The organism is Salipiger mangrovisoli, from assembly GCF_015223355.1.
Lineage (GTDB): Bacteria > Pseudomonadota > Alphaproteobacteria > Rhodobacterales > Rhodobacteraceae > Salipiger > Salipiger mangrovisoli.
On record NZ_JADFFK010000001.1, the window covers coordinates 169186 to 186445 of the forward strand.

Genomic DNA, 17260 nt, shown 5'->3' on the forward strand with positions numbered 1-17260 from the left:
GGGCCAGATGACCGACACGCCCGAACCGCCGAAGCCGCAGGTCTCGATCACCTATTGCACCGGCTGCAACTGGCTCCTGCGCGCCGGCTGGATGGCGCAGGAACTGCTGCAGACCTTCGGGCAGGAGCTCGGGGGCGTGACGCTGGTGCCCGGCTACGGCGGGGTCTACGAGATCTCGGTGGACGGCGTGCTGCTCTGGGAGCGTAAGCGCGACGGCGGCTTTCCCGAACCCAAGGTGATCAAGCAGCGCCTGCGCGACGTGATCGCGCCGGAGCGCGACCTTGGACATTCCGACCGGTCGACCGGTGCTGCCCCGTGAAGTTTTTCCGACAGACGTGACCTTGCGCCGTGCTGTGCTAGGTTCGCGATCAGAGCCCCACGCGGGCAGAAAGAGGAGACCCAAAAGATGATCAACAAGAGCGGATCGGCGAACTGGCAGGGCGGGCTGAAGGACGGGACGGGCACCGTCTCGACCGAGTCCGGCGTGCTGGACAAGCAGAACTACGGCTTCAACAAGCGCTTCGGCGATGAGGCGGGCACCAACCCCGAGGAGCTGATCGCCGCGGCCCATGCCAGCTGCTTCTCGATGGCGCTGAGCAATATCCTCGGCGACTACGACCTCAAGGCCGAGGACATCTCCACGGTCGCCACGGTGACGTTGGAGCAGGTCGATGGCGGCTTCGCGGTGACCAAGAGCCACCTCAAGATGACCGCCGTGATCCCCGGTGCCAGCGAGGAGACCTTCCTCGAGGCGGCGAACAAGGCCAAGGCGGGTTGCCCGATCTCCAAGCTGCTGAACGCCGAGATCACCCTGGACGCGACGCTGGCCTGACCCCGCGCGCCCGGAAGCGGGGGGCCAGCCCCCCGCACCCCCCGGGATATTTCTGCCTAGAAGAAAGGGCGGCGCGCGCCGCCCTTTCTTCTAGGCAGAAATATCCCCGCCGGAGGCAGGCCGGAGCATGCCGCTTCGAGGCCTGCGGCAGAGGCGGCTGCCCTGAAAATCAGGCCTGAAAATCAGCCTTGAAAATCAGCCCTGACGAAAAGAGCCGCCCCTTGGGGCGGCTCTTGCGTATCGGGATGCGGTGGCCTCAGCTGGCGCGGCGCTGCTCGAAGCTGAGGGCGATGAATTCGGGCATGTGATCGCCCATGCCCACCACGGTTGTCTCGCGGTCGCCCTTGCGGCCGCGGCCGCGGGACTTGTCGGTGGTGCGCGGCGCGCGGTCGCGCTCGGGCGAGACCTCTGCGACCTCGGCGGCGGGGGTGGGGGTGGGGGTGGGGGTCTCCACGGCGGCGGCTTCCTCGAGCTTGGGAGCGGCGGCGCTTTCGCCGCGCTCGCTGCGGCGCGACCGCGAGCGGCTGCGCTTGGCGGGCTTTTCCTCGTCCTGGGTCACCGGCGCGTCCGAGGCGGGGGTGCCGCGGATCGGCGAGTCGATGCGCGGAATCTCTTTCTGGATCAGCGTCTCGATCGCCTCGAAGTTCTTCTCGTCCTTCGGCACGATGATGGTGAAGGCCTTGCCGGTACGGCCGGCGCGGCCGGTGCGGCCAATGCGGTGCACGTAATCCTCGGCGTGGCTCGGCACGTCGAAGTTGAACACGTGGCTGACCGAAGGCACGTCGAGGCCGCGGGCGGCCACGTCCGAGGCGATCAGCAGCCGGACCGAGCCGTCGCGGAAGCCGTCGAGCGTGCGCATGCGCTGCGACTGATCGAGGTCACCGTGGATCGGCGCGGCGTTGTAGCCGTATTTCTTCAGCGACTTGGCGACGATATCCACGTCGACCTTGCGGTTGCAGAAGATGATCGCATTGGTGCAGGCATCGCCTTCCTTGTCGATCAGCGCGCGCAGCACGGCGCGTTTCTCGGAGGCTTCGCGGTCCTTGCGCGAGGGCTTGAAGAAGACCGCACCCTGCTCGATCGTTTCCGAGGCGGTGGCCTGGCGGGCCACCTCGACGCGCTCGGGGCCCGACAGGAAGGTGTTTGTGATGCGTTCGATCTCGGGCGCCATGGTGGCCGAGAAGAACAGCGTCTGGCGGGTGAAGGGGGTCAGCGAGAAGATCCGCTCGATGTCGGGGATGAAGCCCATGTCGAGCATGCGGTCGGCCTCGTCGACCACCATGATCTGCACGCCGGTGAGCAGCAGCTTGCCGCGCTCGAAATGGTCGAGCAGGCGGCCGGGGGTGGCGATCAGCACGTCGACGCCCTTGTCGATCAGCTGCTCCTGCTCCTTGAACGAGACGCCGCCGATCAGCAGCGCCTTGGTCAGCTTCAGGTGCTTGGTGTAGACGTCGAAATTCTCGGCGACCTGCGCCGCCAGTTCGCGCGTCGGGCAGAGCACCAGGCTGCGCGGCATCCGGGCGCGGGCCCGGCCGCGCGCCAGCAAGGTGATCATCGGCAGCGTGAAGGACGCGGTCTTGCCGGTGCCGGTCTGGGCGATGCCCAGCACGTCGCGGCCCTCGAGCGCGGGGGGAATGGCGCCTGCCTGGATCGGGGTGGGCGTCTCGTAGCCCGCCTCTTCGATGGCTTTCAGCACCTTGGGGTTCAGGTTCAGGTCGGTAAACTTGGTCATGTAGGTCCGATGCATTGCGGACACTGAAACTTGGCCCGCGCGTCTGAGGAAGGGCCCGGATGGCCCGAAAAAGCCGCCCGAGGGCAGCCATGATGCGGGCTTGTACCGGAAACAGGCGGGAAAGGTCAATCTGTAGGGGGTTTGCGCCTCAAAATCGACGGTTTCTGCCGGTTCTGCGGCGTCAGGGACACGGAATCGTGACGCTTTTGCAGCCGCTGGCGCAGGAATCTGTCGCGGCGGCAACCTGAGCGCGAAGACTCAGCGCTGGCGCCGGGCCATGAAGGCGAGCCGTTCGAAGAGGTGCACATCCTGCTCGTTCTTCAGCAAGGCACCGTGCAGCTTCGGCAGGGAGTCGGCACCGGCCTTGCGCAGGTCGGCGGCATCGAGGTCCTCGGCGAGCAGCAGTTTCAGCCAGTCCAGCACCTCGGAGGTCGAGGGCTTCTTCTTCAGGCCCGGTTGCTCGCGCAGCTCGTAGAACTGGGTCAGCGCCTCGGTCAGCAGGGCGGGCTTGATGCCGGGGTGGTGGACCTCGACGATGCGGCGCAGCGTGGCCTCGTCGGGGAAGCGGATGTAGTGGAAGAAGCAGCGGCGCAGGAAGGCGTCGGGCAGCTCCTTCTCGTTGTTCGAGGTGATGATCACGATCGGGCGCTGGCGCGCCTGCACGGTCTCGCCGGTCTCGTAGACGTGGAACTCCATGCAGTCGAGTTCCTGCAGCAGGTCGTTGGGAAACTCGATGTCGGCCTTGTCGATCTCGTCGATCAGCAGCACCACCTTGCCCGGCGCGTCGAAGGCCTGCCAGAGCTTGCCCTTGCGGATGTAGTTGCCGACGTCCCGCACGCGCGCCTCGCCGAGCTGGCTGTCGCGCAGGCGGCTCACGGCGTCATACTCGTAGAGGCCTTGCTGGGCGCGGGTGGTGGACTTGATCGACCATTCGATCATCGGCAGACCGAGCGCCTGCGACACCTGCCGCGCCAGTTCCGTCTTGCCGGTGCCGGGCTCTCCCTTGACCAGCAGCGGGCGCTCGAGGGTGATCGCGGCATTCACCGCCATGGTCAGATCCTCGGTGGCCACATAGGCCTCGGTTCCCTGGAAATTCAGGCTCCGCTGCTCGCTCATCGGCATTCCTCCGCTGCTGTCCAGAAAGGGATAGAGGGCCGCCAAGGCGGCTTCAAGCGGCCTTTGCGGGCGGTTCCGCAAAGCACTGTCATGCCGTGGCTACAAAATGGGCACCTGCCGAATATTCGTTCGGGGCCTATCCCATTGTGTAGTGACATCGGGGGGTGGGTGGGATAACAGCAGCCTCGCAAGGGGTGCCGGTTCCGGTCAGGATTTCCTCGCCGGACACCGGTTTTGAAGAGGGAGCAGAAATGAAGCCCGAGACTTTTCTGCCCGACGATTACCGTCCGGCCGAAGACGAACCTTTCATGAACGAGCGTCAGACGGAGTACTTCCGCCGCAAACTGCTCGCATGGAAAAACGACATTCTCGCCGAGAGCCGCGATACGATCGAGGCGCTGCAGGAAGCCACCCGGAACATTCCCGACGTGACCGACCGTGCCAGCGAAGAGACCGACCGGGCTCTGGAACTCCGTACCCGTGACCGCCAGCGTAAACTGGTCGCCAAGATCGACTCGGCGCTGCGCCGCATCGAGCAGGGCGAATACGGCTATTGCGAAGTGACCGGCGAGCCGATCAGCCTGAAGCGACTGGACGCGCGTCCGATCGCCACCATGAGCCTCGAGGCGCAGGAGCGCCACGAGCGCCGTGAGAAGGTTCATCGCGACGACTGAGCCCGTGGCCGCCGGTCGGCAGCCGGGGGCAAAGGCTTGACAAGACAGGACGCCGGGGCCAATTGCTCCGGCGTTTTCCTTTTTCGCCTTTTGCGGGAGCTGCAGGGTGCCGGGCAGGTCAGTCACCATCATCGGAGGAGGCATCGGCGGTTTTGCCGCGGCGCTGGCGCTGCGGCAGCGTGGCTTCGAGGTGCGTGTGCTGGAGCAGGCCGAGGCGATCTCCGAGGTCGGCGCAGGCTTGCAGATCAGCCCCAACGGGCTGCGGGTGATCGAGGCGCTCGGGCTTTCGGGCGCGCTGCGGGCCGGGGCCTGCCGGGCAGAGGCCGTGTCCTTGCGCGACCACCGACGCGGCACCGAGGTGCTGCGGCTCGACCTCGGGCGGTTGCCCGAGACGGCGGCCTATCATTTTGTCCATCGCGCCGACCTGATCGGACTGCTGTCGCAGGCGGCGCGCGAGGCGGGCGTGCAGGTGCGGCTGCTGCAAAAGCTTGCCGCGGTGCATCCGGGCGCGCCGGTGCAGCTGGAAATGGCGAATGGCGATTCCTGCTCGGCGGATCTGGTGATCGGGGCCGACGGTCTGCACTCGATCCTGCGGGGCGCCCTCAACGGCGTGGTCGCGCCGTTCTTCACCGGCCAGGTTGCCTGGCGTGCGGTGGTGCCGAACCTCTGCGGTCACCCGCCCGAGGCGCGCGTGCACATGGGGCCGGGGCGGCACCTGGTCAGCTACCCGCTGCGCGGTGGCAAGTCGGTGAACCTCGTCGCGGTCGAAGAGCGCCGCGGCTGGACCGAGGAGGGGTGGTCGCAGGTCGACGACCTCGCCAACCTGCGCGCCGCTTTTGCCGGATTCGGCGGCGACGTGCCACAGCTGCTTGCGGCAGCGGATCGTCCGGGCCTCTGGGGATTGTTCCGGCACCCGGTCGCGCGGCGCTGGCACGGCGAAGGCGTGGCGATCCTCGGTGACGCCGCGCATCCGACGCTGCCCTTCATGGCGCAGGGCGCGAACATGGCGCTGGAAGATGCCTGGGTGCTGGCGGCCTGCCTGTCGTCCATCGATGACCGCGATGCCGCGCTTGCCCGCTACCAGGCGCTGCGTCGCGAGCGCTGCGTGAAGGTCGTCGAAGCGGCCAACGGCAACGCCTGGAAATACCACCTGCGCAACCCGCTGGTGCGCGGCGTCGCGCATCTCGGCATGGGGCTGCTGGGCCGTCTCGCGCCAGACAGGATGCTGGGGCAGTTCGACTGGATCTACGGCTACGACGCGACGCGGCTCGCCTGATCAGTCATTTCTCTGCCCAGATGACCTCTGTGCCATAGAGCGGCACCGTCGAGAGCGACACCTTGGCCGACCCTTCTGTCAGCTCCGCCGCATGGGCGAGGTAGATCAAGGTCTGGTTCTTCTCGTCATAGATGCGCTTCACCCGCAACGACTTGAAGATGATCGAGCGCGACGTGCGGAAGACGTCTTCGCCATCCTTGTCGCGATCGATGTCGCCGATCACGATCGGCCCGGTCTGCTGGCAGGCGATCGAGGCGTTGGACGGGTCTTCGAACCAGTTGCCCTTGGACAGCCGGTCAAGCACGCCCCGGTCGAAATAGGCGATATGGCAGGTCACACCCTGCACCTTCGGATCGGCAATGGCCTCGATCTCGATATCATTGCCGACCCAGTCCACGCCCACCTCGCCGACCTGTTCCGCAAGTGTCATCGAGGGCAGCAGGCAGAGCAGCGCGAGGAGGGCGGGTTTCATGGCGAGTCTCCGGGTGGCGGTCAGAATACCACCCGACCATGCTCGCCCACGTCGGGCGTGTCATCCGTCATCTGCGCCTTGGCGATCTCGTAGAGGAAGCTGGCGCCGCCGTTGCTGACCCAGACCTCGCCCTCCTTGGGGGTCATCTTGACCAGCTGGACCGAGTCGTCGTCGCGCCCGTCCTTGAACCACGCGCCGGCCACGACGCTCCAAATCTCGTCGAGCTTCTTCTCGTCGTTCGTCAGCTCGGCGGTGCCGAAGACATTTGCGTAAAGATGCGCCTTGGGGTCGGCGATGTGGAAGCTCACCTCGCCACCGCTCTTTGCGGCGCGGGCCGCCGCCGAGCCCTTGGCGGTGATGAACCAGATCGCGTTTTCGTCCTTGTCCGCGTGGGGTGCCATCGGCACCGGGCGCTCGCCGTCCGCCGCCAGCAGGCCGGCGCGCACGTCCTTCAGCTGTTTCCAGAAATCGTGCTTGAGGTCGGTCATGTGATCCTTGGGCATGTCGTCTCTCCTTTTCTGTGTTTCACCGCATCAACGCCCGCTTCGCCGGGCCGTTCCTCGCGGTCACGGCAGGGTGACATGCCTTTGCTGTTGACGTCCGGCGGGCCGAGCGCTTAGATATGAACAAGTGTTCAATAACTGCCAGGGGAGGGGCGGTTTGATGTTCAACGCCGTGATGACGTTCGATCTGGGCGAAGACGTAAACGCGCTGCGCGAGATGGTGCACCGCTGGGCGCAGGAGCGGCTGAAGCCGATGGCGGCGCAGGTCGACCGGGAGAACGCCTTCCCCAACGAGCTGTGGCGCGAGATGGGTGAGCTGGGCCTTCTGGGCATCACGGTCCCCGAGGACTTCGGCGGAGCCGGCATGGGTTATCTGGCGCATGTCGTGGCGGTCGAAGAGATCGCCCGCGCCTCGGCCTCGGTCTCGCTGTCCTACGGCGCGCATTCCAACCTCTGCGTCAACCAGATCAAGCTGAACGGCTCGCCGGAACAGAAGGCGAAATATCTGCCGGGTCTGGTCTCCGGTGAACACGTTGGTGCGCTCGCCATGTCCGAGTCCAACGCCGGATCGGACGTGGTCAGCATGAAGCTGCGCGCCGAGAAGAAGAACGACCGCTTCATCCTCAATGGCAACAAGTACTGGATCACCAACGGGCCGGACGCCGACACGCTGGTGGTCTATGCCAAGACCGATCCCGACGCCGGGTCGAAGGGGATCACCGCCTTCCTCATCGAGAAAAGCATGACCGGCTTCTCGACCTCGCCGCATTTCGACAAGCTCGGGATGCGCGGCTCGAACACCGCCGAGCTGATCTTCGAGGACGTCGAAGTGCCCTTCGAGAACATCCTCGGCGAAGAGGGCAAGGGCGTGCGCGTGCTGATGTCGGGGCTCGACTACGAACGCGTGGTGCTCGCGGGCATCGGCACGGGCATCATGGCCGCCTGCCTCGACGAGGTCATGCCCTACATGGCCGAGCGCAAGCAGTTCGGCCAGCCGATCGGGTCGTTCCAGCTGATGCAGGGCAAGATCGCCGACATGTACACGGCGATGAACTCGGCCCGCGCCTATGTCTACGAGGTCGCCAAGGCCTGCGATCGCGGCGACGTCACCCGTCAGGACGCGGCGGCTTGCTGTCTCTACGCCTCGGAACAGGCGATGGTGCAGGCGCATCAGGCGGTGCAGGCGATGGGCGGCGCGGGCTTCCTCGCCGATGCGCCGGTGGCGCGGCTCTTCCGCGATGCCAAGCTGATGGAGATCGGCGCGGGCACCTCGGAGATCCGCCGCATGCTGGTGGGCCGCGAGTTGATGGCGGCGATGGGCTGATCATGCCATCCCGGCCGCTCTGGTATGCCCCGGCGCTGGCGCTTCTCGCGCTGGTGGCGCTGGCGGCCTACCGGGCCGGGATGCAGGCGGCGGAGCTGACGGAGACCGAGGCGATCGATGCCGCCGCCACGCTCTACGTCGAGACCGGCCCGGAGGGGGCCGCGAAAAGCGATTGCACGGGGCGCCCCGCCGAGGCGCCGGTCTGGATCGTGGTGACCTGCGCGCGGGAGGATCTGGCGCATGTCTACCAGATGGACCGGCTGGGGCGCATCCTTCACGCGCGGGTCAGGAGGGGGCCACAGACATGAACCCGATGTTGCCCGAGGGCACCTACGACGAGATGCGGGCGCGCTTCGACTGGCGTATCCCGGCGCGGCTGAACATGGCCGCGCAGGTCTGTGACGATTGGGCAGGGCTGGAGCCCGAGCGGGTGGCCATCCTCGAGCATGGCCGGGGGCCGGTGAGCTACGGCGCGCTCGCGCTGCTGTCGCGCCGTGTGCAGGCGGCGCTCGAGGCGCGCGGCGTGACGCGCGGCGACCGGGTGGGCGTGCTGCTCTCGCAATCGCCGCTCTGCGCCGCGGCTCATATCGCCGCCTGGCGCATGGGCGCGATCTCGGTGCCGCTGTTCAAGCTCTTCCGCGAGGACGCGCTGCGCTCGCGGCTCGGTGACAGCGGGGCGCGGGTTGTGGTGACCGACGAGGAGGGGGCGGCGATGCTGGCGCCCTTCGATCTGCAGGTCATCACCGACCTGCCTTCGGCGCCTTCCGATAGCCCCGTGGCCGACACCGGCCCCGAGGATCCGGCCATCCTCATCTACACCAGCGGCACCACCGGAAAGCCCAAGGGCGCGCTGCATGGACACCGGGTCCTGATGGGCCACCTGCCGGGCGTCGAGATGAGCCATGACCGGCTCGGCCAGCCCGGAGACGTGCTCTGGACCCCGGCGGACTGGGCGTGGATCGGTGGGCTCTTCGACGTAGCCATGCCCGCTCTTGCACTCGGCGTGCCCGTGGTGGCCGCGCGGATGGCCAAGTTCGAGGTTTCGCAATGCGTGAGTATCTGCGCGGAACACTCTGTCCGTAATGTGTTTTTCCCGCCCACCGCGCTGCGCATGCTGAAGGCGGCGGATGCCCGTATCCCGAACCTGCGATCGGTCGCCAGCGGCGGCGAGCCGCTCGGAGCCGAGATGCTCGCCTGGGGCCGCGACGCCTTCGAGCTCACGATCAACGAGTTCTACGGCCAGACCGAATGCAACATGGTTGCCAGTTCCGCGGGTAGGCTCTTCGAGCCGCATCCGGGCTGCATCGGCAAGCCTGTGCCCGGCCACGAGATCGCGGTAATCGATGATGCGGGCACGCCGACGGAGACCGAAGGCGACGTGGCGATCCGGCGCGGCTCGGGATCGATGATGCTGGAGTACTGGCGAAACCCGCAGGCCACGGCCGAGAAGTTCCGCGGCGACTGGCTGCTCACCGGCGATCGCGGCATCTGGGAAGGCGACTACCTGCGCTTCCTCGGGCGCGAGGATGACGTGATCTCCTCGGCCGGCTACCGCATCGGCCCGGCCGAGATCGAGGATTGCCTGATCACCCACCCGGCGGTGCTGACGGTCGGCGTGGTCGGCAAGCCCGACCCGCTCCGCACCGAGATCGTGAAGGCCTACGTGGTGTTGAAGGACGGCGTCGAGGCAGACGCGGAGACATTGAAGTCATGGGTGAAGGAGCGTCTCGCAACCTACTCCTGCCCAAGGGAAATATCATTTCTTGAGGCGCTGCCCATGACGGTTACCGGCAAGGTGATCCGCAAGGAGCTGAAAGCCCGTGCCACGGCCGAGGCCGAGCATGAGGCGCAAGGTGAGGCCCAAGGTCAGGCCAACGGTCAGGCACTGCACTCAAAGGTTCAGGAGGACACATGAAACTGAAGTCACAGGCCATCCCGTCCTCCGAGACGTTCCGCGCCAACCGCGCGGGCCATCTCGAGGCGCTGCGGGTCATCGAAGAGGCCGCCGCGCAGGCCGCCGCCGGCGGCGGCGACAGGGCCCGCGAGCGACATGTCTCGCGCGGCAAGATGCTGCCTCGCGAGCGTGTCGCCAACCTGCTGGATCCGGGCACGCCCTTCCTCGAGATCGGCGCCACGGCGGCGCATGGCATGTACGGCGGCGACGCGCCCTGCGCCGGGGTGATCGCCGGCATCGGCCGGGTCATGGGGCGCGAGGTCATGGTGGTCTGCAACGACGCCACGGTGAAGGGCGGCACCTACTACCCGCTGACCGTCAAGAAGCACCTGCGCGCGCAGGAGATCGCCGAGGAGAACCATCTGCCCTGCGTCTACCTCGTCGACAGCGGAGGCGCGAACCTGCCGAACCAGGACGAGGTCTTCCCCGACCGCGACCACTTCGGTCGCATCTTCTACAACCAGGCGCGGATGAGCGCCAAGAACATCCCGCAGATCGCCGTGGTGATGGGCTCGTGCACCGCGGGCGGCGCCTATGTGCCCGCCATGTCGGACGTGACGATCATCGTGAAGGAGCAGGGCACGATCTTCCTTGCCGGCCCGCCTCTGGTCAAGGCGGCGACGGGCGAGGTGGTCAGCGCCGAGGATCTCGGTGGCGGCGACGTGCACACGCGGCTCTCCGGCGTGGCGGACTATCTGGCGGAGGATGACGCCCACGCGCTGGCGCTCGCCCGCCGCGCGGTCGGTGGGCTCAACCGGGTGAAACCGGCGGGGGTGGAATGGCAATCGCCCGAAGCGCCTGCCTACGACCCCGAGGAGATTCTCGGCGTGGTGCCCGCCGACCTGCGCACCCCCTATGACATCCGCGAGGTCATCGCCCGGCTGGTCGACGGCTCGCGCTTCGACGAGTTCAAGCCGCGCTATGGCGAGACGCTGGTCACCGGCTTTGCGCATGTCGAGGGCTGCCCGGTGGGGATCATCGCCAACAACGGCGTGCTCTTCTCCGAGGCCGCGCAGAAGGGCGCGCATTTCGTCGAGCTCTGCTCGCAGCGCGGCATCCCGCTGGTTTTCCTGCAGAACATCACCGGCTTCATGGTCGGCCGGAAATACGAGAACGAGGGCATCGCCCGCCACGGCGCCAAGATGGTCACCGCCGTGGCGACCACCAACGTGCCGAAGATCACAATGCTGGTCGGCGGCTCCTTCGGGGCGGGCAACTACGGGATGGCGGGCCGCGCCTACCAGCCGCGCTTCCTCTGGAGCTGGCCGAACAGCCGTATCTCGGTGATGGGCGGGGCGCAGGCGGCGGGGGTGCTGGCGACCGTGAAGCGCGACGCCATCGAGCGGTCGGGCGGCAGCTGGTCGGAGGAGGAGGAAGCGGCCTTCAAGCAGCCCACCATCGACATGTTCGAGCAGCAGTCGCACCCGCTCTACGCCTCGGCCCGGCTCTGGGACGACGGCTGTGTCGATCCGCGCAAGTCGCGCGCCGTGCTGGCGCTGTCGCTGCGCGCGGCGCTGAACGCGCCGATCGAGGAGACGCGCTTCGGCGTGTTCCGCATGTGATGGGTGTCCGTTGGAAGAGAGGGGCGTCCGCCCCTGCAGGCGACGGGCCCGCACTCGGGGAGAACGGGGGCTCTGCCCCCATCGCCTGCGGCGATTCCCCCGGGATATTTGGACCTAGAAGAATGACGATGATGGGACGCGGAGACGGAGGCGGCGATGTTTGACACCCTGCTGATTGCCAACCGGGGCGAAATCGCCTGCCGGGTGATGCGCAGCGCAAGGGCGCTGGGGCTGCGGACGGTGGCGGTCTATTCCGACGCCGACGCCGGCGCGCGCCACGTGGCCGAGGCCGACCTTGCCGTCTGCATCGGCGGGGCGGCGCCGTCGGAGAGCTACCTGAGGGGCGCGCGCATCATCGAGGCGGCCCTGGCGACCGGGGCGGGGGCGATCCATCCCGGCTACGGCTTCCTGTCGGAGAACCCGGAGTTCGTCGAGGCGGTCGAGGCGGCGGGGCTGATCTTCGTCGGCCCCTCGGCCCCGGCGATCCGGGCCATGGGCCTCAAGGACGCGGCCAAGCGGTTGATGGATGCGGCCGGGGTTCCGGTGGTGCCGGGCTATCTTGGCGAGGACCAGGACCCGGCGCGGCTGGCGCGCGAGGCCGAGGCGATCGGCTACCCGGTGCTGATCAAGGCCGTGGCGGGCGGCGGCGGCAAGGGCATGCGGCTGGTCGAGGCGGCGGGAGATTTCGCCGCGGCGCTTGAAGGCGCCAAGGCCGAGGCGCGCGGTGCCTTCGGCAACGAGGCGGTGCTGATCGAGAAGTACATCACCGCGCCGCGACACATCGAGGTCCAGGTCTTCGGCGACGGCGAGAAGGCCGTGCATCTCTTCGAGCGCGACTGCTCGCTGCAGCGGCGCCACCAGAAGGTGATCGAGGAGGCGCCCGCGCCGGGCATGGGCGAGGAGATGCGCGCCGCCATGGGGGCCGCCGCCGTGCGCGCCGCCGAGGCGATCGGCTACAAGGGCGCGGGCACGGTGGAGTTCATCGTCGACGGCTCTCGGGGGCTGCGTCCCGACGGCTTCTGGTTCATGGAAATGAACACCCGGCTGCAGGTCGAGCACCCGGTGACCGAAGCGATCACCGGCGTCGATCTGGTGGAATGGCAGCTGCGCGTGGCGGGGGGCGAGCCGCTGCCGCTGGCGCAGGAGGAGCTTTCCATAAACGGCCATGCCTTCGAGGCGCGGCTCTACGCCGAGGACGTGCCGGCGGGGTTCCTGCCCGCGACGGGGCGGCTGGCGCATCTCGATTTTCCCCAGGATGTGCGCGCCGACAGCGGCGTGCGCTCGGGCGATGCGATCTCGCCGCATTACGATCCGATGATCGCCAAGCTGATCGTGCACGGGCCGACTCGCGCGGTGGCCCTGCGCCGGCTGGCGCAGGGGCTGCGGCACACGCGGGTGGCGGGGACGGTGACTAACCTCGCCTTCCTCGGGGCGCTGGCGGAGCACGCCGGATTTGCCGCGGGCGAGGTCGACACCGGGCTGATCGGCCGCGACCTCGCGGCACTGGTGGCGGTTCCCCAGGTGACGCCGCAGGTGGTGGCCGAAGCGGCGCTGGTGCTCGCCGGCCTCGACGGGGCCGCGGGATGGCAGACCGGCTTCACCCTCTGGGCACCGCTAGCGCGCTCGGTGCTGCTGCGCCGGGGCGAGGAGGAGCTGCCCTGCGTGCTGCGGGTGCGCGGCGCGGATCTGGTCGAGATCGACGTGCCCGGCGCGACGGTGCTGGCCGCGCGCTCGCAAGGACGCTGGAGCTTCGATGACCGGCCCGCCGCCGGGCATTTCCGCGAAGATGGCCACGTGACGGTCTTTGCCCATTACGGCGTGCGCTTCGACCTCGTCGAGCCGCTGGACCGGGCGGCGGAAGCGGGGGCGGGCGGCAACCTTGTCGAGGCACCGATGCCCGGCAAGGTGGTCGCGGTCTTTGCCGAGGCCGGGGCGCAGGTCGCCGCCGGCGACCGGCTGGCGCTGCTCGAGGCGATGAAGATGGAGCACACGCTGCGCGCCGCGCGCGACGGCATCGTCGCCGAGGTGCTGGTCGAGGCGGGGGCGCAGGTCGAGGCCGGGGCGGCGCTGATCCGGCTGGAGGAGGAGGAGGCATGATCCGCCTTCACCACGTGCCACAGTCGCGGTCGATGCGGGTGCTGTGGCTGCTGGAGGAGCTCGGGCTGCCCTATGAGCTGGTCACCGAACGCTTTGGCAAGTCGCTGCGGCGCGAGGACTATCTTGCCCGCTCGCCCGCGGGGCGGGTGCCCGCGCTCGAGATCGGCGGCGAGACCATGTTCGAGTCCGGCGCGATCCTCGAATACCTCTGCGAGCTATACCCGGAGAAGGGGCTTGGCCGGATGCGCGGCGAGGCGGAGCGGCGCGACTATCTCGTGTGGCTGCATTTCGCCGAGACCATGAGCCACCACTGCGCCGCGCTCACCCAGCAGCACCTGATGCTGCGCGAGGACCATATGCGCTCGCCGGTGATCATGCAGCTCGAGGCCGCGCGGCTCGGCAAGTGCTACGCGGCGATCGAGGCGCGGCTGGCGCAGAGCGGGGATCACCTGTTGCGCGGCTTCTCCGCGGCGGACGTCGCCGTGGGGCAGGCCGTCTACATCGGACGGCATTTCCGCAGCACCGAGGGGCTGGTGCGGCTCGGGGAGTGGTACGGTCGGATCACCGCACGCGATGGCTTTCGGCGGGCGCTGCCGGAGGAGGACCGGCGGATCTACGCGCGGGATTTCTACCCGGCCTGGGATCTTCCGGGCGCCTGAGCGGCGGCGCGTCCCTGGCAGGGGCCGGGATGTGCGTATTTGAAAAGAGAAGAAGGGTCGGGGAGAGGCGGGACGATGGGTGAATATGTCGAGATCTTCGAGGTGGGGCCGCGCGACGGTCTGCAGAACGAGGCGCGGCTGATCCCGGCGGCGGAGAAGATCGCGCTGGTCGATTGTCTCAGCCGGGCGGGGTTCCGGCGCATCGAATGCGCCAGTTTCGTCAGTCCCAAATGGGTGCCGCAGATGGCGACCTCCGCCGAGGTCATGGCCGGGATCCGCCGCGTGCCGGGGGTGCGCTACGCGGCGCTGACGCCCAACATGAAGGGGTTCGAGGCGGCGCTTGCGGCGGGGGCGGACGAGGTTGCGATCTTCGGCTCGGCCTCGGAGGGCTTCAGCCGCGCCAATATCAACGCCTCGATTGCCGAGAGCCTCGAGCGCTTTGCCCCGGTGGCCGAGGCGGCGCTTGCCGCGGGGCTGCCGGTGCGTGGCTATGTTTCCTGCGTGGTGGACTGCCCCTATGACGGGGCGGTGGCACCGGCGCAGGTGGCGCGGGTGGCGCGGGCGCTGCACGCGATGGGCTGCTACGAGATCTCGCTGGGCGACACGATCGGCCGGGCGACCCCCGAGGCGGTGACGGCGATGCTGGAGGCGGTGACAGGGGTGGTGCCCGCGGCGCAGCTTGCCGGGCATTTCCACGACACCGGCGGGCGCGCGCTCGACAATGTCGCGGCGGCGCTGGCCATGGGGCTGCGGGTCTTCGATGCGGCGGTCGGCGGGCTCGGCGGCTGCCCCTATGCCCCCGGCGCGGCGGGCAATGTCGCGACCGAGGCGGTGGCAGCGCGGCTGGCGGCGCTGGGATATGAGACCGGGCTCGACCGGACGGTGCTGGACGAGGCGGCCGCGATGGCCCGCAAGATGCGCAACGGATGAGCCGCGGGGCGGCAGAGGGATGAGCCGCGGGGCGGCAGAGGGAGAGATCACATGGCATTGATCGAGACACGCGTCGACGCGCGCGGCGTGGCGGAGCTGGTGCTGAACCGGCCCGAAAAGCACAACGCGCTCTCGGCGGAGATGATGACCGAGTTGGTGGCCGCGGCCGGGGCGCTCGCGGCGGAGGAGAGCGTGCGCGTGGTGGTGCTGGCGGCGGAGGGGGCGAGCTTCTGCGCCGGGGGCGACCTGGCGTGGATGCGCGCGCAGTTCGAGATGGACAGCGAGACGCGACGCCGCGAGTCCCGGCGCATCGCCGAGGCGCTCGGGGCGTTGGCGGCACTGCCGCAGCCGCTGATCGGCCGGGTGCAGGGCAACGCCTTCGGCGGCGGCATGGGGCTGATCTCGGTGTGCGACGTGGTGGTCGGGGTCGAGGGCGCGACCTTCGGCTTCACCGAGACCCGGCTCGGCCTGCTCCCCGCCAATATCGGCCCCTACGTGATCGCCCGCATGGGCGGCACCAAGGCGCGCGCGGTCTTCATGAGTGCGCGCCTCTTCGACGCGGAGGAGGCGCGGACGCTCGACTTGCTGAACCGGGTGGTTGCGCCCGAGGCGCTCGACGCGGCGGTGGAGGCCGAGATCGCGCCCTACCTCGCCTGCGCGCCCGGCGCGGTGCGCGAGAGCAAGGCCCTGCTGGCGGCGCTGGCAGGGCGGGTGACGGCGGCGCAGGTCGACATGGCGATCGACGCGCTGGCGGCGCGCTGGGACACCGCCGAGGCGCAGGCGGGCATTGCCGCCTTCTTCGACAAGCGCCCGGCACCCTGGGCATTGCCGCGGGCGGAGTGAGCCGGTCGGGCCGCGGTGCGCGGCCTGGCCCCCACATGCCGCTGCGCTGGCCGCGGCGCCCGGCTCCTGCCGCCACGGCAGGGGCCGCGACACCGCTAAGCGGCTCTCGGAGCTGTGAAGATGGTGCTTTCTTCGGCAGCGCGGCGCGGGTGAGTCTGCGGCGGTGCGCGGAATGTATGCAACGGTCCACGGAAAAAATGTCGAAACATCAGGGATTACCCGACGGAAGCTGGTTTATCTCATTGATGTGAAGGTATTTTCATCATTCGTGAATATCTTGGGCGGTTGTTGACCCGGCTCGCACTCGGCGATAAGTCACTCACAGCAAGGCAACAAAGCCATGGTCTCCGCACCGCTGAGCGGTGCGCCTCGCAAAGGAGCCACATCGTGGACGAGATGCTGCGGGAATATCTTCCCATCCTCGTATTTCTCGCCGTCGCCGTCGGCCTCGGTCTCGTGCTCATCCTGGCAGCCATCGTGCTGGCGGTGCGCAGCCCCGACCCCGAGAAGGTCTCCGCCTATGAGTGCGGGTTCAACGCCTTCGACGACGCGCGGATGAAGTTCGACGTCCGGTTCTACCTGGTCTCGATCCTCTTCATCATCTTCGACCTCGAGATCGCCTTCCTCTTCCCCTGGGCCACCGCGTTCAAGGATGTGAGCATGGTCGGCTTCTGGTCGATGATGGCCTTCCTCGCGGTGCTGACCGCGGGCTTTGCCTACGAATGGAAGAAAGGGGCGCTCGAATGGGAGTGATGACCGGGCTCAACACCGCCGGTGGCGACCGCGAGGTCGCGACACAGGCGCTGAATCGCGAGCTGCAGGACAAGGGCTTCCTGCTGACCACCGTCGATGACGTGATCAACTGGGCGCGCACCGGCAGCTTGCACTGGATGACCTTCGGTCTTGCCTGCTGCGCCGTCGAGATGATGCAGACCTCGATGCCGCGCTACGACCTCGAGCGCTTCGGCACCGCGCCGCGCGCCTCGCCGCGCCAGTCGGACCTGATGATCGTCGCCGGCACGCTGACCAACAAGATGGCCCCGGCGCTGCGCAAGGTCTACGACCAGATGCCCGAGCCGCGCTACGTGATCTCGATGGGATCCTGCGCCAACGGCGGCGGCTACTATCACTACAGCTATTCCGTGGTGCGCGGCTGCGACCGCGTGGTGCCGGTGGACGTCTACGTCCCGGGCTGCCCGCCGACCGCCGAGGCGCTGCTCTACGGGCTGATGGCCCTGCAGAAGAAAATCCGCCGCACCGGCACGATCGTGCGCTGAGCGCGGGAG

Annotated in this window: 18 protein-coding genes; 14 read left to right on the forward strand and 4 right to left on the reverse strand. The window is 68.3% G+C overall.

Annotation, left to right across the window (positions count from 1 at the left end):
• The first annotated feature begins 7 nt into the window (after positions 1-7).
• The gene (locus tag IQ782_RS00825; RefSeq protein WP_194132718.1) at positions 8-319 is read left to right on the forward strand and encodes an Rdx family protein; all 312 of its coding nucleotides are present in this window, start codon (positions 8-10) and stop codon (positions 317-319) included.
• Positions 320-406: 87 nt separating this feature from the next.
• Positions 407-832 carry an OsmC family protein gene (locus tag IQ782_RS00830; RefSeq protein WP_194132719.1) on the forward strand — a complete coding sequence of 142 codons (426 nt, stop codon included), beginning with the start codon at positions 407-409 and terminating at the stop codon, positions 830-832.
• Positions 833-1088: 256 nt separating this feature from the next.
• Here the strand turns inward: IQ782_RS00830 and IQ782_RS00835 are convergent, their stop codons facing one another.
• Entirely contained in the window at positions 1089-2564 is a 1476-nt protein-coding gene (locus IQ782_RS00835) for a DEAD/DEAH box helicase (protein ID WP_194132720.1), read from the reverse strand.
• Positions 2565-2822: 258 nt separating this feature from the next.
• Positions 2823-3662: an AAA family ATPase gene (locus IQ782_RS00840; protein ID WP_194133187.1), complete on the reverse strand. Its 840-nt coding sequence runs from the start codon at positions 3660-3662 to the stop codon at positions 2823-2825.
• Between the two features lie 269 nt (positions 3663-3931).
• On the opposite strand from IQ782_RS00840, the gene dksA reads away from it, so the two are divergent.
• Positions 3932-4354 carry an RNA polymerase-binding protein DksA gene (dksA, locus tag IQ782_RS00845; protein ID WP_092426498.1) on the forward strand — a complete coding sequence of 141 codons (423 nt, stop codon included), beginning with the start codon at positions 3932-3934 and terminating at the stop codon, positions 4352-4354.
• Between the two features lie 106 nt (positions 4355-4460).
• The gene (locus IQ782_RS00850) at positions 4461-5630 is read left to right on the forward strand and encodes an FAD-dependent monooxygenase (RefSeq protein ID WP_194132721.1); all 1170 of its coding nucleotides are present in this window, start codon (positions 4461-4463) and stop codon (positions 5628-5630) included.
• Between the two features lie 4 nt (positions 5631-5634).
• Here IQ782_RS00850 and IQ782_RS00855 read toward each other — a convergent pair whose 3' ends face one another.
• Positions 5635-6102, reverse strand: a complete 468-nt coding sequence (locus IQ782_RS00855; RefSeq protein WP_194132722.1) for a CreA family protein — start codon at positions 6100-6102, stop codon at positions 5635-5637.
• A 20-nt stretch (positions 6103-6122) separates the two neighbouring features.
• Entirely contained in the window at positions 6123-6605 is a 483-nt protein-coding gene (locus IQ782_RS00860; RefSeq protein ID WP_240989015.1) for a pyridoxamine 5'-phosphate oxidase family protein, read from the reverse strand.
• Positions 6606-6765: 160 nt separating this feature from the next.
• Between IQ782_RS00860 and IQ782_RS00865 the strand changes: the two genes are divergently transcribed.
• The 10 genes from IQ782_RS00865 to IQ782_RS00910 all read left to right on the forward strand — a co-directional run bounded on the left by IQ782_RS00865 (position 6766) and on the right by IQ782_RS00910 (position 17251).
• On the forward strand, positions 6766-7929 hold the full coding sequence (locus IQ782_RS00865) for an isovaleryl-CoA dehydrogenase (protein ID WP_194132723.1): 1164 nt from the start codon (positions 6766-6768) through the stop codon (positions 7927-7929).
• A 2-nt stretch (positions 7930-7931) separates the two neighbouring features.
• Positions 7932-8237 (forward strand): hypothetical protein, encoded by a 306-nt coding sequence (locus IQ782_RS00870; protein ID WP_194132724.1) that lies wholly within the window; start codon positions 7932-7934, stop codon positions 8235-8237.
• A 5-nt stretch (positions 8238-8242) separates the two neighbouring features.
• Positions 8243-9844 (forward strand): AMP-binding protein, encoded by a 1602-nt coding sequence (locus IQ782_RS00875; protein ID WP_194133189.1) that lies wholly within the window; start codon positions 8243-8245, stop codon positions 9842-9844.
• Entirely contained in the window at positions 9841-11445 is a 1605-nt protein-coding gene (locus IQ782_RS00880) for a carboxyl transferase domain-containing protein (RefSeq protein ID WP_194132725.1), read from the forward strand. Before IQ782_RS00875 ends, IQ782_RS00880 begins: the two co-directional genes overlap by 4 nt.
• Before the next feature lie 156 nt (positions 11446-11601).
• Positions 11602-13542, forward strand: coding sequence for an acetyl/propionyl/methylcrotonyl-CoA carboxylase subunit alpha (locus tag IQ782_RS00885; protein WP_194132726.1), 1941 nt, complete (start codon positions 11602-11604; stop codon positions 13540-13542).
• Complete coding sequence (locus IQ782_RS00890) at positions 13539-14201, forward strand: glutathione S-transferase family protein (RefSeq protein ID WP_194132727.1); 663 nt, start codon at positions 13539-13541, stop codon at positions 14199-14201. Before IQ782_RS00885 ends, IQ782_RS00890 begins: the two co-directional genes overlap by 4 nt.
• A gap of 75 nt (positions 14202-14276) precedes the next feature.
• Entirely contained in the window at positions 14277-15131 is an 855-nt protein-coding gene (locus tag IQ782_RS00895) for a hydroxymethylglutaryl-CoA lyase (RefSeq protein WP_194132728.1), read from the forward strand.
• A gap of 51 nt (positions 15132-15182) precedes the next feature.
• Positions 15183-15974, forward strand: a complete 792-nt coding sequence (locus IQ782_RS00900) for a crotonase/enoyl-CoA hydratase family protein (protein WP_194132729.1) — start codon at positions 15183-15185, stop codon at positions 15972-15974.
• A gap of 387 nt (positions 15975-16361) precedes the next feature.
• Positions 16362-16727 (forward strand): NADH-quinone oxidoreductase subunit A, encoded by a 366-nt coding sequence (locus tag IQ782_RS00905; protein ID WP_194132730.1) that lies wholly within the window; start codon positions 16362-16364, stop codon positions 16725-16727.
• Entirely contained in the window at positions 16718-17251 is a 534-nt protein-coding gene (locus IQ782_RS00910; protein WP_194132731.1) for a NuoB/complex I 20 kDa subunit family protein, read from the forward strand. The genes IQ782_RS00905 and IQ782_RS00910 overlap by 10 nt, the downstream gene beginning before the upstream one ends.
• Positions 17252-17260: the final 9 nt, after the last annotated feature.